We start from the raw sequence: 16,115 nt of genomic DNA on the forward strand, positions 1-16,115 counted from the left end.
CAGCGGCGCCACTCCGCCCTCGACCAGACATCACCCGCCGACTACGAAGCTGCACACACCCCCACCGCCACTACCATGCCCCTCGCAGCCTGACCCGACGGTGTCCGCTGCACCGGGGGAACTCCAATGGCGACGAGCAGGGAGGCAAGCAGCAGCACGATGAAGACGTGTGGCAGCACGAAGGTTCCCCACACCATGAGCGACGACTTGTGCTCCATCAAGGCCGCTAGACTACTACATTGCGTCGTGAACGCGTCGGCTGTGTGCCGGCCAACTGCGTACCGGGCGCGACCGCCCGGTGCGAGATGATCGTGAACGCCCGGGGGCGGCTCTCGGCCTATCTCGTCCTCGGCAAGCCGATCGTCGAGCTGCTTCCGGTGACACCGCTGCCGTCGTTGATGGCTGCGGCCCCCGAGCCTGGCGTGGTAAGCCAGTGGCTGGTGTTCACCACTGATGGAGGGCAGCCTCCAGCCCTGGAGCGTCCCCCGCTCTTGTGGTACGACGGCTATCCGTGCGATCGGAAGCCGGCGCCTATGTCCTGTTGTCCTAGGAAGTCGGCTGCGCACTCCTGAGCCCCGTTCTACAGGAGCCACGACCGGGGTTGTTCGCCGGCATTCCGGTGCTTTCGGGCGGGCAGTGGCGGCGGCAGCGCCGGTGGCACTGATGGTCGGGTGGCTGGCGAACGCCGATCACCGCCGGTGCGCCGAAGATCGTGTTGCTAACCGTAACCGTACTGGTCGGTGCAGCCGGATACCTCGTAGCCGCGTTGTTGCTTCGCAGTCCCGAGATCCGAGCACTGCGCCACCGGTGACCGCGACGGCGAGCAGCACGGGGAGCGCCTGGCCGAAGACGGCGAATGGCGTGCGCCCAGTGGTGAGGGTGACCGAGCCGATCAGTCGATCGCTGCCGAACAAGCGCGTCGCCGGACCGTCGCCGCCGCCGGCGGGAAGAAGCGCAGAGCGGCCGGTTGTGGCCGCGATGACCATCGGCTTGCCCAGTTCGGCGGCTCGCAGGCGCGCGATGGCGAGGAGCTGGTCGGACACTTGGGCACGTTCGTAGGTGGCTTGCGTTGTCAGCGTGACCACGGCGTGGCTGCCTGCCGCGGCGTCTCGGACGTCACGGGAGAATGACAGCTCCCATGACGACACGGTGCCTACCGGTCCAGATGACGCGGCGAGCCGACCAGGCTCAGTTCCTCGCACCATGTCGCGTGGGACCAGCCGGCCGACATCACCGATGCCGCCCAGCACGTTGCGAGCGGGCACGTATTCCCCGAACGGAACTGCGTGACGTTTCGTGTAGCTGTCGAGCATGCGGCCCTGAAGGTCGTAGAGCACGTTGCGGTTGAAGAACCCGTCCGGGCCTGTCGGTGACGTGACGCCGGCAAGCAACGGTGCGGGCAGCGCGCCCATCCGGTCGACCACCTCTTGGCCGGCGTCGGCCGGTGAACGGCCGCTGAGCGCGCCCTCGCCCCACAGCAGCAGGTCGACACTGTCCGGAAGGGTGGCCGAAGAGCGTATGAACTGCTCGAGGTTGGCCTCCTGTTCACCCGGACAATCCACGGCCGTCCGCCCGGGGCACGGAGGGTCGACCTGCACGATCGCCACCTCAAGCGTGCCGCTCGGCGCGGTCCACGGCAGCAACCCGAGCCCCGTCATGCCAGCCAGCAGCGTCGCCACAACGGCAAGCGGCGCAAGGCGCCGTGAGGGCCGTCCGCGCTCGGTGGCCACGACTACCGCAGCCGCCACGGCCACCAACAGCCCTGATAGGCCGACAGAACCGATGACGGCCGCCGCCGCGCGCACCGGCAGGTCCACGGCCGACTGCGCGAGTTGACCCCACTCGAACCCGCCGAGGGGCCACCGCGCCCGTGCTGCCTCGGCCAGTGTCCATGACCCGGCAGTGACCGTGACCCATGCCAACCGCCCTCTCGAAGCCGAACCGGCCAACGCCCCGGGGATGGCGCTGAACAGCGCTTGGCTGCCGGCCAGCGCTGCGTACGCGGGAATGCCGAAGCGAAGGCTCCAGACAAGCAACGAACCGAACAATCCCACCCCGTACAGGAATCCGACGAGGGCACCCGCGCGCCAGCCGCGCGCGCGTCGGAGCGCCCAGGTCCCTGCCACCATCCCAGAGAACCCGAGCACGGCCAGCCCCGCCGGACGGAAGGCGGCAGACGTGAGCAGTCCTCCGGCCAGCGCCAGCACGGGTCCGGCTGACGCCCATCTTGTGGCGGACGGAGCAGCAGTTGGTTTGCGCGCGTCATCGGGCTGCACGCTGGAGGTCCGCCGGTAGACAACGAGCGTTCGCAGCATCCTGCTCATGTGCCGTTGGAGTGGATCGAACCTCGGGTGCAGAGGGTGCGTGGACGCCATCCAATCCGGTGGTCCCTGCATCAAGAGGTGACCGACCAAGGCGAACACCACCGCTGCGAAGAAGCCGCGGGGGGCAAGACGGCGCGGCGCAACCGGACCACCTCACGTACGACCAAGATGTGTCGTCGTCCGGCAATAGCCTGGGGGCGTGGTCAAGCTCACCGACTTCGTCGGCGGGTAGCAGCGGTCCGGATCTGAGGCGATCGCACCCCGGACGGACGCGAGCGGCCAGCGGCAGCAACCTCGGCGCCGATCTGTTCATCACGTCCAGGCCCACCTTGGCGGTCACGGCGCCTGCGCACGGTCCCTGCGAAGGCCGCCATCTGCAGTGCTACGACCACTACCACCCCGACGATAAAGGGGAAGCGAAACCAGTCCGGTGGCGGGACTTCCTTGTGGAACGATGCGGTGTAGTGCAAGAACAGGAAGTAACCCGTGTGGAGGACGACGAGGTAGAACACCACGTAGGCGCCGTTATGCAGCCATTTCCACGCTGATGGGCCCAGCCGCCGCAATGCGTAGTCGGAAGAGGTCGCTGCCAAGGCCACCGCCCACAGGAGTGCCACCAGACCGACGAGGTTGGCCAAGCCGAAGCCGGGCTCCATGCGCGCGGTTCGCCCCAGCTGGGGAACGAGCTCGTACCCGAGGAACCGCAGAACGCTCCAGCGTGCCCAGCCATTGAGGATGAGCACGGTGTGAATGGTGGCGAGCACCCCGAACCAGATGCCGGTCTCCCGCCGCCAGGGCAGTGCCCGCCCGACGGGCCGCCACAGTCGAGCCAGCGGGCCCACTGCCATTGTGACGAGCAACAGCACGAGTGCGGCGTCGCCCACGGCCTTCCATAGGCGCATGTCGGGCGACCACCCTGGACGCGAGGCCCAGAACAGGGCGAGTGCGGTACCACCGGCGGTCGCAACCGCTGCATGGCGCATGAATGTGATGTCTCTCCTCGTCCGCGCCGCTATAGGATTACCTCCAGGCCCACCAGTGCTACTACGCAACGCCGTAGACTGTACCTGATGGTTTCGACGAGTGCCGGCCGGCCGGGCGGGTCGACTTCCCTGCCGGGGCCTGGGGTTGCGACGCGTCGACGGTCGACTAGCGGCTGTAGCTCTGTCAAGGTCGTGTCGACGAAGGTGGCGCAGCCATTGCTCATGCATGGGTTTGGATGGCTGAAGGGGCTGCCGTGTGGAGTCACCGGTGTGCCGTGGGCTCGTGGCGCGATGAGGCGTTCATCTGATCGAGGTCAGCTGGAGGGTGCCTCGCAGATCTGCGCGATGGTCTGTCGTTGGGACGCCCGCTGCTCCTCGGTCCACCAGGACCCTGATGAACTCCAGGACCCGCGCGGCGGTCGTAGGCGTCCAACTCCTCGGCGAAGGGTGACATCGTCGGGACGTCGTCGGGCAGCCCGGGCCGATCGGGCGCCCCGGCGGCGATGATCTCCAGCAGGACGCAGTCGGCATTGGCCAGGTGTGGCCCGCCTGATTGTGTCGCGGGGGAGGGTCGGTGATCGTGCCTCCCTCCGACCCACCGTGGCAGACACATTGGCCTCATAGATCGCCTCCCACGGCGTTGGCCACCGTCGCCTCCTCCAGCCCCGCCCCGCTCTCAGCGATCGGGCCCGGTGCCGCGCAGGCGGCCAAGGCACAGCATCGGCTGGCGGCACCGGAGAACACCCCCAGCGTGTAGACCGTTCACGGACCGCTGCCGCCCGATGTCCGTCATCGGCAGCGTGATGCCCGCCCAACAACCTGAAGACGGCGAGCAGCATCTGGCTGGCGTCGACGACGTAGATCGTCCTGTGCTCGGTGAGGAACAGCTGGCGCAGCGCCGCTGCGCCGAGTGCGATCGGCATGATCACGGTGGCGATCCCGGCGGCGAACACGAACGTCATCGCTGTCATGACCCGACGGTTCTGCAGCGAGCCGACGAAGTGCGCCGGCAGCATCACCGAGATGCCAGCACGGGGCGAACAACGCGATCGTCCAGGCGACCACGGCCGCGATCACCGACCCGCCCCGGAACGCGCTGCTGTCCGTCGTTTGTCCATCCACCGAGGACACCGACAGTCGTCGGCCGTCTATGACGACCAGTAGTATGTGATCACTGCGTCTCGTCCGCCATCGTGCGCTGCATGGCGGCCGAGCACCAAGCGGCGCACCGCGTGACGTACGACGTGGCAGTGATCATCGCATCGCTCGAGAGCGAGGAGCACATTAGCGCGACCGCTCCCATGGAGCCCGCCGCACGATCGACGGTGGCGGGGGGTCCCAGCGTCAGCGTGGTCGGCCCTTCACTCACCTGCTGTGGCCTTCTGGGCGTCCCACTGAGCATGAGTTACTACGAGATATAGTAACTTGATGGGTGTGAGTCTGTCCGACGGCTGGAGATCTAGATGATGAACTTGCTCAAGATGTGCCTGAACCTCAGGGTGATGGCCGGGCTGGCCGCCGCTGCCGTGGGCATCTGGGTGCTCGCTCCGCAGTGGTTGGTCGCGGCGTTGCCGCTGCTGTTCCTGGCCATCTGTCCGCTGTCGATGGTGGTCATGATTAAGATGATGATGCCCGGCTCGGGTCAGAAGGACGAGGCGCCCGACGGGGCTGTCCCTGCTGCCTCAGACGCGGTCTTGGAGGGTCGACTCCGCGAGCTTGAGGCGCAGCAGGCAGCCGTGGCCGCACAGCTGCAGAGCCGCCGCCAGCCGCAGGTGTGACCCGGCGTGTCGCCAGGTCTTCTCAACGATGAGTCAGCGCCGGTCGCGGACCACGTCGACCGCCGACGGAAATGGCGGCTCACAGCGGCGGTGGTGCTGGTGGCCGTGTCGGTCGGCGTGGGCGTCCTCGCCGGCCTCGGACGGGATGGCGGGGTGGGGGCCGTCTTCGCGGAGGATCGTTTGCTCACCGGTGGGCTGGGATCGGCTGGGGAGGACGCGCCGACGTCTCTGCCCGCACAGGTCCTCCCCTCCCTCGGCCCGGGCGCGGACGTCGACCTGTCCGACTACCTGGGGTCCCCGATGCTGGTGAACTTCTGGGCGACGTGGTGCGGACCATGCGTCACCGATATGCCGGTCTTGCGCGACACCAGCCGGCAGCTTGCCGGCCAGGTGACCTTCCTGGGCATCAACGTGCAGGACAACGAGGAGAATGCGCTCGAGTTCCTCCAAGAGCTGGACGTCACCTACGATCAGGCGCGTGATCCGCTGGCCGAGTACTTCACCGAGGTTGGCGGGTTCGGCATGCCGACCACCTTGCTGATCGACGAAGCGGGCAAGATCGTCTATCGACACACCGGCGCGATCGAGGCCGCCGAGCTGCGCGACCTGCTGACACGGCACCTGGACGTTCGGTCCGGACCGGCGGGATGAGGCGGACCGCTGCCGTCGCTTCATCGGCGGCTGCGACGTGGATGTGGCGGCACACCACCTCCCCGGCGGTGCGAGGTTGGACGCCACCGTCGGGCCGCCGCACCCTGGCCGGCCCGCTGGCGGTGCGACGGCTCGGCACGGGCGAGCGGGAGAGAGTGGTTGTGCTGTTGCACGGTCTGACCGCCTCTGGTGACTGGTGGGGCGGCGGCTACGACGCCCTCGCGGCCCATGCTGAGGTCGTGGTCCCCGATCTGCTCGGGTTCGGCGCCTCGATGGACGTCAGCCGGACGGACTTCTCCCGTGAGGCCCACCTCGACGCGCTCGACGAGATGCTGGCCGACTTGAGGCTCGATGGCCGGCCACTGACCGTGGTCGGACACTCCATGGGCACGCTGGCGGCCCTGCACTGGGCAGCCCGGCGTGCAGAGACGGTGCGGGTCGTGGCGTTCTGCGCCCCGCTGTACGCCGATCGTGCAGAGGCGGAGCGCCACATCGCCGAGATCGGCACGCTGGAGCGGTTCTTCGCGCTGAACACCAGGATCGCGCAGCGAAGCTGTGCACTGATGTGCGAGTACCGCAGCACGGCGCAGTGGCTGTGGACCGCGGTGTCGCCGCAGTGGCCGGTGCGGCTGGCCCGCCACGGGGTCCTGCACACGTGGGACGCCTACCTCGGCGGGATCGAAGGCCTGATCATCCGCGGTGACTGGGAAGCGGCCATCGGCGAACTCGATGCCCGGGGGGTCCCAATGCTCCTAGCCGACGGGGCCGATGACCCGGTCCCCGTGGCCGCCCGTACCGCTCAGCTGGAGACGGTCTACGACTGTGTGGACACCGCACGGCACCCCACCGCCGGGCACGACTTACCGGCTGCCTACCCCGATTGGGCACTCACCCGGATCGTGCAGTCCTGACGGCCGACAGCTCCCCGCCGCACGCCGCACGCTCGCACCGCCGAACCTGCAGCCGTTCGGATGAAGAGGAATTCAATGGTCTCCCACCCCGTATTCGCCCGGGTTTATGAGCGTCTCAGCCGCCGCATGGAACAGCATGGCAACGCTGAGCATCGCCGGCGGTTGCTGGCAGACCTGCACGGCCGGGTCATCGAGGTCGGCGCCGGCAACGGCCTGAACTTCGCCCACTACCCGCCGGGCGTCGATGGGGTCCTTGCCGTGGAGCCGGAGCCGCGGCTGCGTCGCGCAGCGATACGTGCTGCGCAGTCCGCTGCGGTCCCGATCACCGTCGTCGACGGTCTTGCCGACGCGTTGCCTGCGGCTGACGGCAGCGTTGACGCCGCGGTCGCGTCGCTGGTGCTGTGCTCGGTGCCAGACCAATCGGTGGCGCTCGCCGAGCTGCACCGGATCCTGCAACCCGGTGGAGAGCTGCGCTTCTATGAGTACGTACGTGCACACGAACCGCGCCTGGCATCGGTGCAACGTGCGGTGGATCACGTGTGGCCATACCTGGCTGGGGGCTGCCACACCAGTCGCCGGACAGTGGCCGCGATCAAAGCGGCCGGCTTCGTCATCGACGACATCGCGGCCTTCCGCTTCCCCGAGACGCGGATCCCGCTGCCACCGGCGCCACATGTGATCGGCGTTGCACGCAGGGCCTCATCGTGAGCGGCCGCCAACGACGTCATCGCCGGTTGTCCGCCCTGCGACGATGCGAGGTCAAGATCGACACGCCGTGGAGCAGCGGCCTACCGAAGGCACGAACATGAAGATCGCGATGGTCGGGCTTGGCAAGATGGGCGCGAACATGACCGAGCGGCTGCGACGGGCCGGCCACCAGGTGGTGGGCTACGACCGTGACCCCGACCGGGCCGATGTCGGTTCGCTGGCGGCGGCGGTGGCGGCCTTGGATGGTGAAGCACGTCGGGTCGTGTGGCTGATGGTCCCATCGGGCGGGCCGACCAACGCCACCGTCGAGGAGTTGGCGCGACTGCTGTCTGATGGGGATCTGGTCGTGGACGGCGGCAACTCGCACTTCCGTGACTCCATGCGCCACGCTGAGCTGCTCGCGCGGCTGGGCGTCGGCTTCGTTGACGCGGGCGTGTCCGGCGGCGTGTGGGGACTGAGCGAGGGCTACTGCATCATGGCCGGCGGTGACGGGGCGGACATCGACCACCTACGACCGATCGTGGAAGCGCTCGTCACTGACGACGGCTTCGCGCACGTCGGTCCGGCCGGCACCGGACACTTCGTGAAGATGGTTCACAACGGCGTGGAGTACGCACTCATGCAGGCCTACGCAGAGGGGTATGAGCTGCTGACCGCGGTTGACCTCGACATCGACGTGCACGCCTCGCTGGAGGTGTGGCGACACGGCAGCGTGGTGCGGTCCTGGCTGCTGGACCTGCTGGCCGACGCTCTGGCCGATGACCCCGGACTGGCCTCGGTGCGCGGATACGCGGAAGATTCAGGTGCGGGACGGTGGACCGTGGAGGAGGCGATCGCCAACGCCGTCCCGGTCCCCGCGATCAGCGCGGCGCTGTTCGCCCGGTTCGCATCCCGGCAGCCGGACTCCCCGGCCATGAAGGCGATCGCGACGCTGCGCAACCGATTCGGCGGCCACGGGATGCGGGCGTCATGACCGCCCCCCGACATCACGACCGACGGCTGAACCCGCGCACCCAGTCGTCTTCCACGGTTCGCGGCCGGCCCAGCACCGCCCTACACTACGACCGCGCATAGTTGACCAACTCGGCTGACGTCAGCCACGCAACTGCGACCCGTGCGCCACCTCATGCCAACGATCCCCCTGACCCCCGCCACAGCCCACGTCCCGCTCAGGGGCGCAGACGACGCGTTCGCGCTCGCGCTCGAGGGCGTGCGACGCAGCTACGGGCACGTCGAGGCGCTCGCACCCCTCACCCTTCGCCTGTCACCGGGCACCGTCTGCGCTGTCACCGGGTCCAACGGGTCGGGCAAGACCACGTTGCTGCGGATCGCCGCGGGCTTGCTGCAGCCGTCCGGTGGCGTCCGCCGCGGGCGGACGCCGGCGCTGTACGCTCGGGCGGGTGGTGGCGCGCGTCCGGCCCAGACGGTCGGTCAGGCGGTGGCGTTCGCCGCATCCCTCGGCGGTGGTGACGCGGACGAGGCCGTTGCGGTGACCCGACTGGCGGAGCTGTGCAGCAGCAGGGTGGGCGAGCTGTCGGCCGGTCAGCGGGCCCGTGTGGCGCTCGCGGTGGTGGTCGCCGCCGACCCTGCAGTGGCCTGCCTGGACGAACCCGACGCCCACCTCGACGAGGCGTCGCGCCGCTGTGCCGGCACCGTCATCGAGGTGCTGGCCGGTCGCGGGTGCGCCGTCCTCGTCGCCACGCACGCCCGTCGCTGGCTGGACGGGCACTGCGATGCCGAGGTCCGCCTGGTCTCCTCGTCACCGACGGGGGCGGCATGACCGGCCTGGCGATGGCGCTGGCCGTTGCCCGCCGCGACCTGGTCATCGAGGCGTCGGGCCGCCACCTCAGCGGTGTGGTGGGCCCGTTCGCGGTGGCCGGGGTGCTGCTGGCCGGGTTGGCATTCGGCCCCGTCCCGTCGGTCTTTGATGCCGTCGCCCCAGGTTTGCCCTGGCTCGTCGTGCTGCTGCTGGCGTCCCCGCTGTCGCGCACGGTCGCGGAGGTCGAGCAGCACGATGGCTGCTGGGACCTGCTGCGCGGGCTGGTCGGCCCCGCTGCGCTGCTGTGGGGCAAGCTGGCCGTCACCTGGCTGTGGCTGGCCGGCACCTGGACCCTCACCGCCGCACTGACCATCGTGGTGCTCGACGCCGAGCTTGCGGCGGCGGCGCTGCCGGCCGCAGTGCTGGGAACTCTGGGGCTGGCGGGTGCGGTCGTGGTCTACGGCACGGCCGCCGCCACGGGCGGCAGCGGCAGTGGTGGCGGCGGCCTGCTGGCCGCGCTGATCCTGCCCGCCGGGCTGCCGGCGCTGCTCGCGGGCACCCAGGCGGGAATGCCTGGGGTCGATCCCGGACCATGGCTCGCACTGCTCGGGGCCTATGACCTCGCTGGTCTGGCGGTGGCCTGGGCGGTCTATCCGACATTGCTTGAGGAGTGAACGTGTCCCTTGGAGCCACACGCGTGCTGGGGGCTGCCGCCGGCGTCACCGGTGCGGCCGCCGCCGTCCTCGGTCTGGCGCTCGCGCCCCCGGACGCGGTACAGGGCGAGGCCCAGCGCCTGATGTACGTGCACGTCCCCTCAGCCTGGGTCGCCTACCTCGCCTTCGCCGTGGTGCTGCTGGCGAGCGTCGGCTACCTGCTGCGCCGAGAGCTGCGGTGGGACCGCCACGCCCAAGCCGCAGCGGAGCTCGGGGTCGGCCTGACCGGCCTGGCCATCGTGACCGGCAGCCTGTGGGGGCGACCCGTGTGGGGCGTGTGGTGGGCCTGGGAACCCCGCCTCATCACGACCGTCGTGCTGCTGGTGGTCTACCTCGGCTACCTGGGCATCCGCCGGCGCGGCGGTGACCCCCACGCCGGGGCCCGGCGGGCCGCCGTCGTCGGCGTCGCCGCATTCGTCAACGTCCCGATCGTGCACTTCTCGGTGGTCTGGTGGCGGACGCTGCACCAGCCCCCAACCGTCCTGCGCCCCGGCGGCCCGGCAGCCGACATCCACCCGCTGATGCTGGCGGCCCTGCTCACCGGCGTGGCCGCCTTCACCCTGGCGGCCACCTGGATCCACCTGCGCCGGGTACAGGTGTTGGCCGACCACGACAGCGCCGGGCAACCCACCGCCACGCGGATCGACCATGGTCCGCAGCGGCCGCAGGTCGAGCTGACCGTCACCAGGAAGGTTTTGCGGTGAACGGGTGGATCTGGGTGGTGGCCGGCTACGGCCTCACCATTGCAGTGTGGGCGGCGTACGCCTGGTGGACCGTCAGGGGCGACCGATGATGACGGTCCGCCCACGCGTCCGGCTGCTGCTGGTCGCCGTCATGGCCGTCGCCGCCATCGGCCTCCTGGCCGCCTCGGGGTTGGACGACAGCTTGGTGTACTACCGCAGCCCCTCAGAGGTGACGACCCTGTCGGCGGACGCCGGCCGCCTGCGGCTGGGCGGTCTGGTGCAGATCGGGTCGGTGGCACGTCGAGGGCAGGACGTGCACTTCGTCCTCACCGACGGCGTCAGCCAGGTCTCCGTCGTGCACCGAGGGGACCCGCCTGGCGTGTTCCAGGAGGGCCAGGGCGCGCTGGTCGAGGGATCCCTCGACGACACCGGCGTGTTCCGCTCTGACCTGCTCATCGTCAAGCACTCCAACGAGTACAGCGCCCCCGATGGCGAAGACGACACGCCGCCGCCCTACTCTGCAGGGGCCCGCCGGTGAACAATCTCCTCGGCACCGCTGCCCTCTCCCTCGGGTTCGTGGCCGCCATCGCCGCGACCGGCTGGTGGGTGTTCGCGGCCCGCCACGGCCGCTTCGACCGCCGTGCCCGACGGCTGACCGTGGTCATGTTGGCGGCCGCCGCGGCGGCCTGCGGGGTGCTGGTGTGGGCCCTGGTCACCAACGACTTCAGCGTCCGCTACGTCGCCGACAACGGTGCCCGGGCCGTGCCGCTGTACTACACCGTCATCAGCCTGTGGGCGGCGTTGGAGGGATCGCTGCTGCTGTGGTTGCTGGTGTTGTCGGGCTATGCGGTGCTGGTGATGCGCCACGTCCACCCGCGGGCGCTGACGCTGCACCCGTGGGCCATGGCGGTGCTGTGCGCAGTGGCGGTGTTCTTCTTCGGGCTGGCCCTGTTCGCCGGCAACGCCTTCCACCCGGTCTCCCCAGTCCCCACCGACGGGCCGGGGCCCAACCCGCTGCTGCAGGACCACCCGCTGATGGGCATCCACCCGCCCATGCTCTACCTCGGCTATGTCGGGCTGACCGTCCCCTTCGCCTATGCCGTCGCCGCCCTGATCACCGGCCGGACCGGACGGGGGTGGCTGATCGCCACGCGGCGCTGGACCCTGGCCGCCTGGACCTTCCTCACCGCCGGCGTCATGCTGGGCGCCTGGTGGTCCTATGAGGTCCTCGGATGGGGCGGGTACTGGGCGTGGGACCCGGTGGAGAACGCCTCGATCCTCCCGTGGTTCACCGCCACCGCTCTGATCCACTCAGTGATGGTCCAGGAGCGCCGCGCCACCCTCCGGGTGTGGAACCTGTCGTTGGCCGTCTCCAGCTTCCTACTGGTGCTGCTCGGCACCTTCCTGACCCGCAGCGGTGTGGTCGCCAGCGTCCACGCCTTCTCCCAATCCGCCATCGGCCCGGCGCTGCTGGCGTTCCTGGCCGTGGTGTTCGTCGCCGTCACGGGACTGTTCATCTGGCGATCCGACCGGCTGGGGCCCGTCGAGCGCATGGAGGTGGCGCTGTCGCGCGAGTCGGTGTTCCTCGGCAACAACGTCATCCTCGTCGGGCTGGCCTTCACGGTGATGATCGGCACCGTGTTCCCGTTGCTGGTCGAGGCGGTCAACGGGGAGCGGGTCAGCGTCGGCAGCCCCTACTTCAACCGGATGGCCATCCCCCTGGCGCTTGCGATGCTGGTGCTGATGGGCATCGGCCCCCTGGTGCCCTGGGGTGCGGCGGACCTCCGCAGCCTGGGCCGGCGACTCGCCCTGCCGACAGCCGTCGGCCTGCTCGCCATCGCCGGGATGGGCGCCGCGGGGCTGCGTGGCATCGCGCCCGTCATGACGGTGGGCCTGGGCGTGTTCGTCCTGGGCACCATCATCGACCGGGTGGTGACAGGCTGGCAGGCCACACGCGCGAGCACCGACCTGCGTCCGCTGCGGGCGCTGGCGGCCACCCTCCTGCGCCGGCGGCGGCTGTACGGCGGACTGGTGGTCCACGCCGGCGTGGTCATGGCCGCGATCGCGATCGCCGCCTCCTCCTCCTACAGCACCGAAGGTCAGCAGACGCTGCAGGTCGGGGAGTCCTTCACCGTCGGCAGCTACACCGCGACGCTGGAGGGCATCACCCCGCGACGCACCGACCGCAAGATGAGCATCACCGCGCAGGTGGCCATCGCCGACGGGGAACGTGACCTGGGGGTGTACGCGCCGGCGCTCAGCTTCTACCCGGCCGCCACCCAGGCCATCGGGACGCCGTCGGTCCGCACCCGCCTGGCAGAGGACGCCTACCTGCTCATCACCTCCGTCGACGATGATCGCACCGAGGCGACGATCCGGCTCATCATCAGCCCGCTGGTGCTGTGGCTGTGGGTCTCCGCCGGCGTCATGGTCCTGGGCGCCGTCGTCGCCGCCTGGCCCGGCCGCCGTGGCTCCGACCGGTCCCCGACGCCGACCGCCGTCAGCCAGCCGCAGGGGGTTCCGACGTGACCGAACCCTGCGACGGTGCCGACGTGCAGGCGGCCGATGTGGAGGAACCCGTGACCCCGAGGAGGCGGCGCTGGCCGTGGTTCGCCGTCGTGCTGGTGCTGGCTGTGGCGGCCGTGACGGTGCTGGGCACGGGGTTCGGCCGTGCCCCGACGGTCGTCGACACGGTGCTGATGGACCAGCCCGCCCCGCCCCTTCGGGGCCCCACCATGGAGGGCGGCACCTTCGACCTCGCCGACCACGCCGGCCAGATCGTCGTGGTGAACGTGTGGGCGTCGTGGTGCGTGCCATGCCGCCGGGAGCATCCGGTGCTGCAGGAGGCGGCCCGTGTCCTGGCGCCGCTTGGTGTGCAGTTCGTGGGCATCAACACCCAGGACAGCCTGGCGGACGCCCGGGCGTTCATGGACGAACTTGGTGCGCTGCCCTATCCGAGCGTGCTGGATCCCGAGGGGCGTTGGGCGGTGGAGTGGGGGACCTTCGGCGTGCCCGAGACGTTCGTCGTCGACGTCGACGGCCGCATCCGGGCCAAGCGGATTGGTGAGCTGACCGAGGGTTGGATCGTCGAGGCCGTCGGACCGCTTTTGGAGGGCCGGTGACCCGCCGCCTGCTCGTGGCAGCGGCGGCCACGATCCTGCTGGGTCTGGCCGGGTCGGGGTTGTGGCAGGCGGTGCAGCCGGCCCCGATGACGGCGCAGGACCGGGTCAACGCGATCGCGGTGACGCTGCGGTGTCCCACCTGTCAGGGGCTGTCGGTGGCCGACTCCGACGCGCCCATCTCCCAGAGCATGCGTGCGATCATCGCCGAGCAGCTGGCCGACGGGCGGACCGACGCGGAGATCCGTGGCTACTTCGTCCAGCGCTACGGCGACTGGATCCTGCTGTCCCCGCCGTCATCGGGGTTGGGATGGCTGGTGTGGGCGCTGCCGGTCGTCGGTGTCGCCGGCGGCGTCGGCCTCGCGTTCGGCCGATCCCGACGCGCCGAAGCCGTGACGGTGCCCGACGACGACCTGGAGCACAGCGCGCACCTGGCGGAGCTGTACGCCGAAGGTCAGATCGCGCTGCCGCAGACCCCGGCCGGCGACCGTCTCGAAGCCGCGCTCGAGCTGGCACGGTCGGTCACCGACGAGTCCGCCGGCCCAGTCGCGTCCGGGGCTGACCAGCAGGCGCGGCGGCAGATCGCAACGGCGCTGGCGGCGCAGCGGCGCGAGGCGCACGTCGCCCAGGTCGCCGCTGCGCCACGTCCGCCGCCGGAGCGGCCGGCAACGGCGGCCAGCGGCGGGTTCGGTCGCCGGTGGGCGTGGGCGAGCGGCGCGGCCGTCTTCCTTGCCGTCATCGCCGGAGTGCTGCTGCTGAGCCTCGCCCCCCGCGGACCCGGTGACCTGCCGACGGGCAACCTTCCCCGGGCCGCGTCGGCACCGGCGGTCGCCGCTGAGGCGTCCGCCCTGGATGCGGCGGTGGCCCAGGATCCCGGGGACATCCCAGCACGACTGGAGCTGGCGGCCAGGCTGCTGCAGGCCGGCGACACCGTCGGCGCCCGTCAGCACGCCCGAACCGTGCTGGAACAGCGGCCCGACCAGCCGGACGGGCTGTTGCTGCTCGGCCTGGCGATGGCGGCAGAGGGAGCCCCGGCGGCACCGCAGACGTTCCAGCGGTACCTGAACGCCGCCCCGCCGGACCACCCCGGGATCCCGCTGGCCCGGTCACTGCTGGAGCCGCAGGATTGATGCGGCGGACCGCAGCCCTGGGCGTGGCCGTGCTGCTCGCCAGTGCCTGCACCCCAGGCCCCGTCCCCGTCGACGCGGTGCAGGCGGCCGACACCATCGATGTCGGGCTAACCGACTTCGCCATCGCGACATCCGCGGAACGACTCGTCGACGGCGTGGTGACGGTGCAGGTGACCAACGCGGGCGCCACCGCACATGACCTCCGGGTAGCCGGCGGCGACGTCCAGCGCGCGACGAGTGTCCTGCCCCCCGGTGCGTCGACGGTCATCCGGCTTAACGCCTCAGGCGAGGAGACGCTCAACCTGTGGTGCACCCTGCCGGGGCACCGCCGTCAGGGCATGGAGGCAACCCTCCGCGTCGGCAGCTGAGCCAGTGCCTACTGGAACTACTCACCGCGGAAGGCTCACCGTGACTCGCCTGGTCCTCGTCGTCGAAGACGAGCCGAAGATCCGCGAACTCGTGCGCGGCTACCTGGAACGCGACGGGTTCGGCGTGCTGACGACCGACTCGGGTGCGGAGGCGCTGGACCTGTGGCGCCACGGCACACCCGACCTGCTCATCGTCGACCTCGGACTGCCTGACGTATCAGGTGAATCCCTCATCCGCGAGGTGCGCCGACAGTCCGACGTACCGATCATCGTGCTCACGGCCCGAGCTGCCGAGGAGGACCGGATCGATGGCTTGGAGCTCGGCGTCGACGACTACGTCGCCAAGCCGTTCAGCCCGCGGGAACTGGTCCTACGGGTGGGCGCGGTACTGCGCCGGGGCGTTGCCCAGGAGGTCCCTGCGCGCCGGTCGTACGGCGGTGGCGATCTGATCCTGGACGACGAACGTCGTGAGGTCGGGGCACATGGCGAGGTGGTGGAGCTTACCCCCACCGAATGGTCGGTGTTGCAGGCGCTCGCACGGGTTCCCGGGCGCGTGTACTCCCGCCTGGAACTGGTCAACGACGCCCGCGGCTATGAGTTCGCCGGCTACGAGCGCACCATCGACACGCACGTGAAGAACCTGCGTCGCAAGGTCGAGCACGACCCGGGGGCACCGACCATCGTCGAGACCGTTGTGGGTGTCGGCTACCGGTTCGGCCTGTGCGCGGATGGGTGACCCGACGGTCCCCCGACCGATCGGCCTCCTCCCCCGCCTCGCCGTTGTCTTCATCGCCGTGGCGCTGGCCGCCATCGCCGTCGTGGCGCTGCTGACGTTCCTCGCCGCACGCGCGCAGGTCACCTCATTCGCGGCCCAGGACAGAGCCGATACCGCCGACCTGATCGGTGTCGCGCTGCACGAGGCCTACGACGCGGCAGACGGCTGAGCGGATGCGGACCTCACCCCTGCAGTCACGCTCGCCGCCGCCGC

17 protein-coding genes are annotated in these 16,115 nt (G+C 70.2%); 15 read left to right on the forward strand and 2 right to left on the reverse strand.

All coding sequences use genetic code 11. The annotated features are described in order from the left end of the window. Window positions 1–689 precede the first annotated feature (689 nt). Together lnt and ACEQ2X_RS17415 are read right to left on the reverse strand one after the other, a co-directional pair. Window positions 690–2,324: an apolipoprotein N-acyltransferase gene (gene lnt / locus ACEQ2X_RS17410; protein ID WP_370327111.1), complete on the reverse strand. Its 1,635-nt coding sequence runs from the start codon at window positions 2,322–2,324 to the stop codon at window positions 690–692. 209 nt (window positions 2,325–2,533) lie between these two features. Beyond that, on the reverse strand, window positions 2,534–3,307 hold the full coding sequence (locus ACEQ2X_RS17415) for a ferric reductase-like transmembrane domain-containing protein (RefSeq protein ID WP_370327112.1): 774 nt from the start codon (window positions 3,305–3,307) through the stop codon (window positions 2,534–2,536). A gap of 1,463 nt (window positions 3,308–4,770) precedes the next feature. Here ACEQ2X_RS17415 and ACEQ2X_RS17420 point away from each other — a divergent pair. From ACEQ2X_RS17420 to ACEQ2X_RS17490, 15 genes are all read left to right on the forward strand, one after another. Continuing rightward, window positions 4,771–5,085, forward strand: a complete 315-nt coding sequence (locus ACEQ2X_RS17420) for a DUF2933 domain-containing protein (RefSeq protein ID WP_370327113.1) — start codon at window positions 4,771–4,773, stop codon at window positions 5,083–5,085. 99 nt (window positions 5,086–5,184) lie between these two features. After that, window positions 5,185–5,736, forward strand: coding sequence for a TlpA family protein disulfide reductase (locus ACEQ2X_RS17425; RefSeq protein ID WP_370327114.1), 552 nt, complete (start codon window positions 5,185–5,187; stop codon window positions 5,734–5,736). A 155-nt stretch (window positions 5,737–5,891) separates the two neighbouring features. Continuing rightward, window positions 5,892–6,647 carry an alpha/beta fold hydrolase gene (locus ACEQ2X_RS17430; RefSeq protein ID WP_370327115.1) on the forward strand — a complete coding sequence of 252 codons (756 nt, stop codon included), beginning with the start codon at window positions 5,892–5,894 and terminating at the stop codon, window positions 6,645–6,647. 75 nt (window positions 6,648–6,722) lie between these two features. Further along, the gene (locus tag ACEQ2X_RS17435) at window positions 6,723–7,355 is read left to right on the forward strand and encodes a class I SAM-dependent methyltransferase (RefSeq protein ID WP_370327116.1); all 633 of its coding nucleotides are present in this window, start codon (window positions 6,723–6,725) and stop codon (window positions 7,353–7,355) included. A gap of 97 nt (window positions 7,356–7,452) precedes the next feature. Beyond that, a complete protein-coding gene (gene gnd / locus ACEQ2X_RS17440) occupies window positions 7,453–8,328 on the forward strand; it encodes a phosphogluconate dehydrogenase (NAD(+)-dependent, decarboxylating) (protein ID WP_370327117.1) in 876 nt (291 codons plus the stop codon). 153 nt (window positions 8,329–8,481) lie between these two features. Beyond that, window positions 8,482–9,135, forward strand: coding sequence for an ATP-binding cassette domain-containing protein (locus tag ACEQ2X_RS17445; RefSeq protein ID WP_370327118.1), 654 nt, complete (start codon window positions 8,482–8,484; stop codon window positions 9,133–9,135). After that, window positions 9,132–9,788 carry a heme exporter protein CcmB gene (locus tag ACEQ2X_RS17450; protein ID WP_370327119.1) on the forward strand — a complete coding sequence of 219 codons (657 nt, stop codon included), beginning with the start codon at window positions 9,132–9,134 and terminating at the stop codon, window positions 9,786–9,788. The genes ACEQ2X_RS17445 and ACEQ2X_RS17450 overlap by 4 nt, the downstream gene beginning before the upstream one ends. Window positions 9,789–9,811: 23 nt before the next feature. Then, a complete protein-coding gene (gene ccsA / locus ACEQ2X_RS17455; protein ID WP_372530573.1) occupies window positions 9,812–10,531 on the forward strand; it encodes a cytochrome c biogenesis protein CcsA in 720 nt (239 codons plus the stop codon). An 85-nt stretch (window positions 10,532–10,616) separates the two neighbouring features. Continuing rightward, a complete protein-coding gene (locus tag ACEQ2X_RS17460) occupies window positions 10,617–11,048 on the forward strand; it encodes a cytochrome c maturation protein CcmE (RefSeq protein WP_370327121.1) in 432 nt (143 codons plus the stop codon). After that, window positions 11,045–13,039 (forward strand): heme lyase CcmF/NrfE family subunit, encoded by a 1,995-nt coding sequence (locus ACEQ2X_RS17465; protein ID WP_370327122.1) that lies wholly within the window; start codon window positions 11,045–11,047, stop codon window positions 13,037–13,039. Before ACEQ2X_RS17460 ends, ACEQ2X_RS17465 begins: the two co-directional genes overlap by 4 nt. Window positions 13,040–13,089: 50 nt before the next feature. After that, a complete protein-coding gene (locus ACEQ2X_RS17470) occupies window positions 13,090–13,632 on the forward strand; it encodes a TlpA family protein disulfide reductase (RefSeq protein ID WP_370327123.1) in 543 nt (180 codons plus the stop codon). Next, complete coding sequence (locus tag ACEQ2X_RS17475) at window positions 13,629–14,759, forward strand: cytochrome c-type biogenesis protein CcmH (protein ID WP_370327124.1); 1,131 nt, start codon at window positions 13,629–13,631, stop codon at window positions 14,757–14,759. The genes ACEQ2X_RS17470 and ACEQ2X_RS17475 overlap by 4 nt, the downstream gene beginning before the upstream one ends. A gap of 23 nt (window positions 14,760–14,782) precedes the next feature. Then, a complete protein-coding gene (locus ACEQ2X_RS17480) occupies window positions 14,783–15,127 on the forward strand; it encodes a cupredoxin domain-containing protein (protein WP_370327125.1) in 345 nt (114 codons plus the stop codon). A gap of 40 nt (window positions 15,128–15,167) precedes the next feature. Then, a complete protein-coding gene (locus tag ACEQ2X_RS17485) occupies window positions 15,168–15,863 on the forward strand; it encodes a response regulator transcription factor (RefSeq protein WP_370327126.1) in 696 nt (231 codons plus the stop codon). Beyond that, a complete protein-coding gene (locus ACEQ2X_RS17490) occupies window positions 15,856–16,071 on the forward strand; it encodes a hypothetical protein (protein ID WP_370327127.1) in 216 nt (71 codons plus the stop codon). Before ACEQ2X_RS17485 ends, ACEQ2X_RS17490 begins: the two co-directional genes overlap by 8 nt. The last annotated feature ends 44 nt before the right edge of the window (window positions 16,072–16,115 follow it).

Source organism: Euzebya sp. (assembly GCF_964222135.1).
Lineage (GTDB): Bacteria > Actinomycetota > Nitriliruptoria > Euzebyales > Euzebyaceae > Euzebya.

Coding starts and splice junctions, on each gene's coding strand:
- lnt (WP_370327111.1), bottom strand. CDS start 2,324: ATGAGCAGGATGCTGCGAACGCTCGTTGTCTACCGGCGGACCTCCAGC.
- ACEQ2X_RS17415 (WP_370327112.1), bottom strand. CDS start 3,307: ATGCGCCATGCAGCGGTTGCGACCGCCGGTGGTACCGCACTCGCCCTG.
- ACEQ2X_RS17420 (WP_370327113.1), top strand. CDS start 4,771: ATGATGAACTTGCTCAAGATGTGCCTGAACCTCAGGGTGATGGCCGGG.
- ACEQ2X_RS17435 (WP_370327116.1), top strand. CDS start 6,723: ATGGTCTCCCACCCCGTATTCGCCCGGGTTTATGAGCGTCTCAGCCGC.
- gnd (WP_370327117.1), top strand. CDS start 7,453: ATGAAGATCGCGATGGTCGGGCTTGGCAAGATGGGCGCGAACATGACC.
- ACEQ2X_RS17445 (WP_370327118.1), top strand. CDS start 8,482: ATGCCAACGATCCCCCTGACCCCCGCCACAGCCCACGTCCCGCTCAGG.
- ACEQ2X_RS17450 (WP_370327119.1), top strand. CDS start 9,132: ATGACCGGCCTGGCGATGGCGCTGGCCGTTGCCCGCCGCGACCTGGTC.
- ACEQ2X_RS17460 (WP_370327121.1), top strand. CDS start 10,617: ATGATGACGGTCCGCCCACGCGTCCGGCTGCTGCTGGTCGCCGTCATG.
- ACEQ2X_RS17490 (WP_370327127.1), top strand. CDS start 15,856: ATGGGTGACCCGACGGTCCCCCGACCGATCGGCCTCCTCCCCCGCCTC.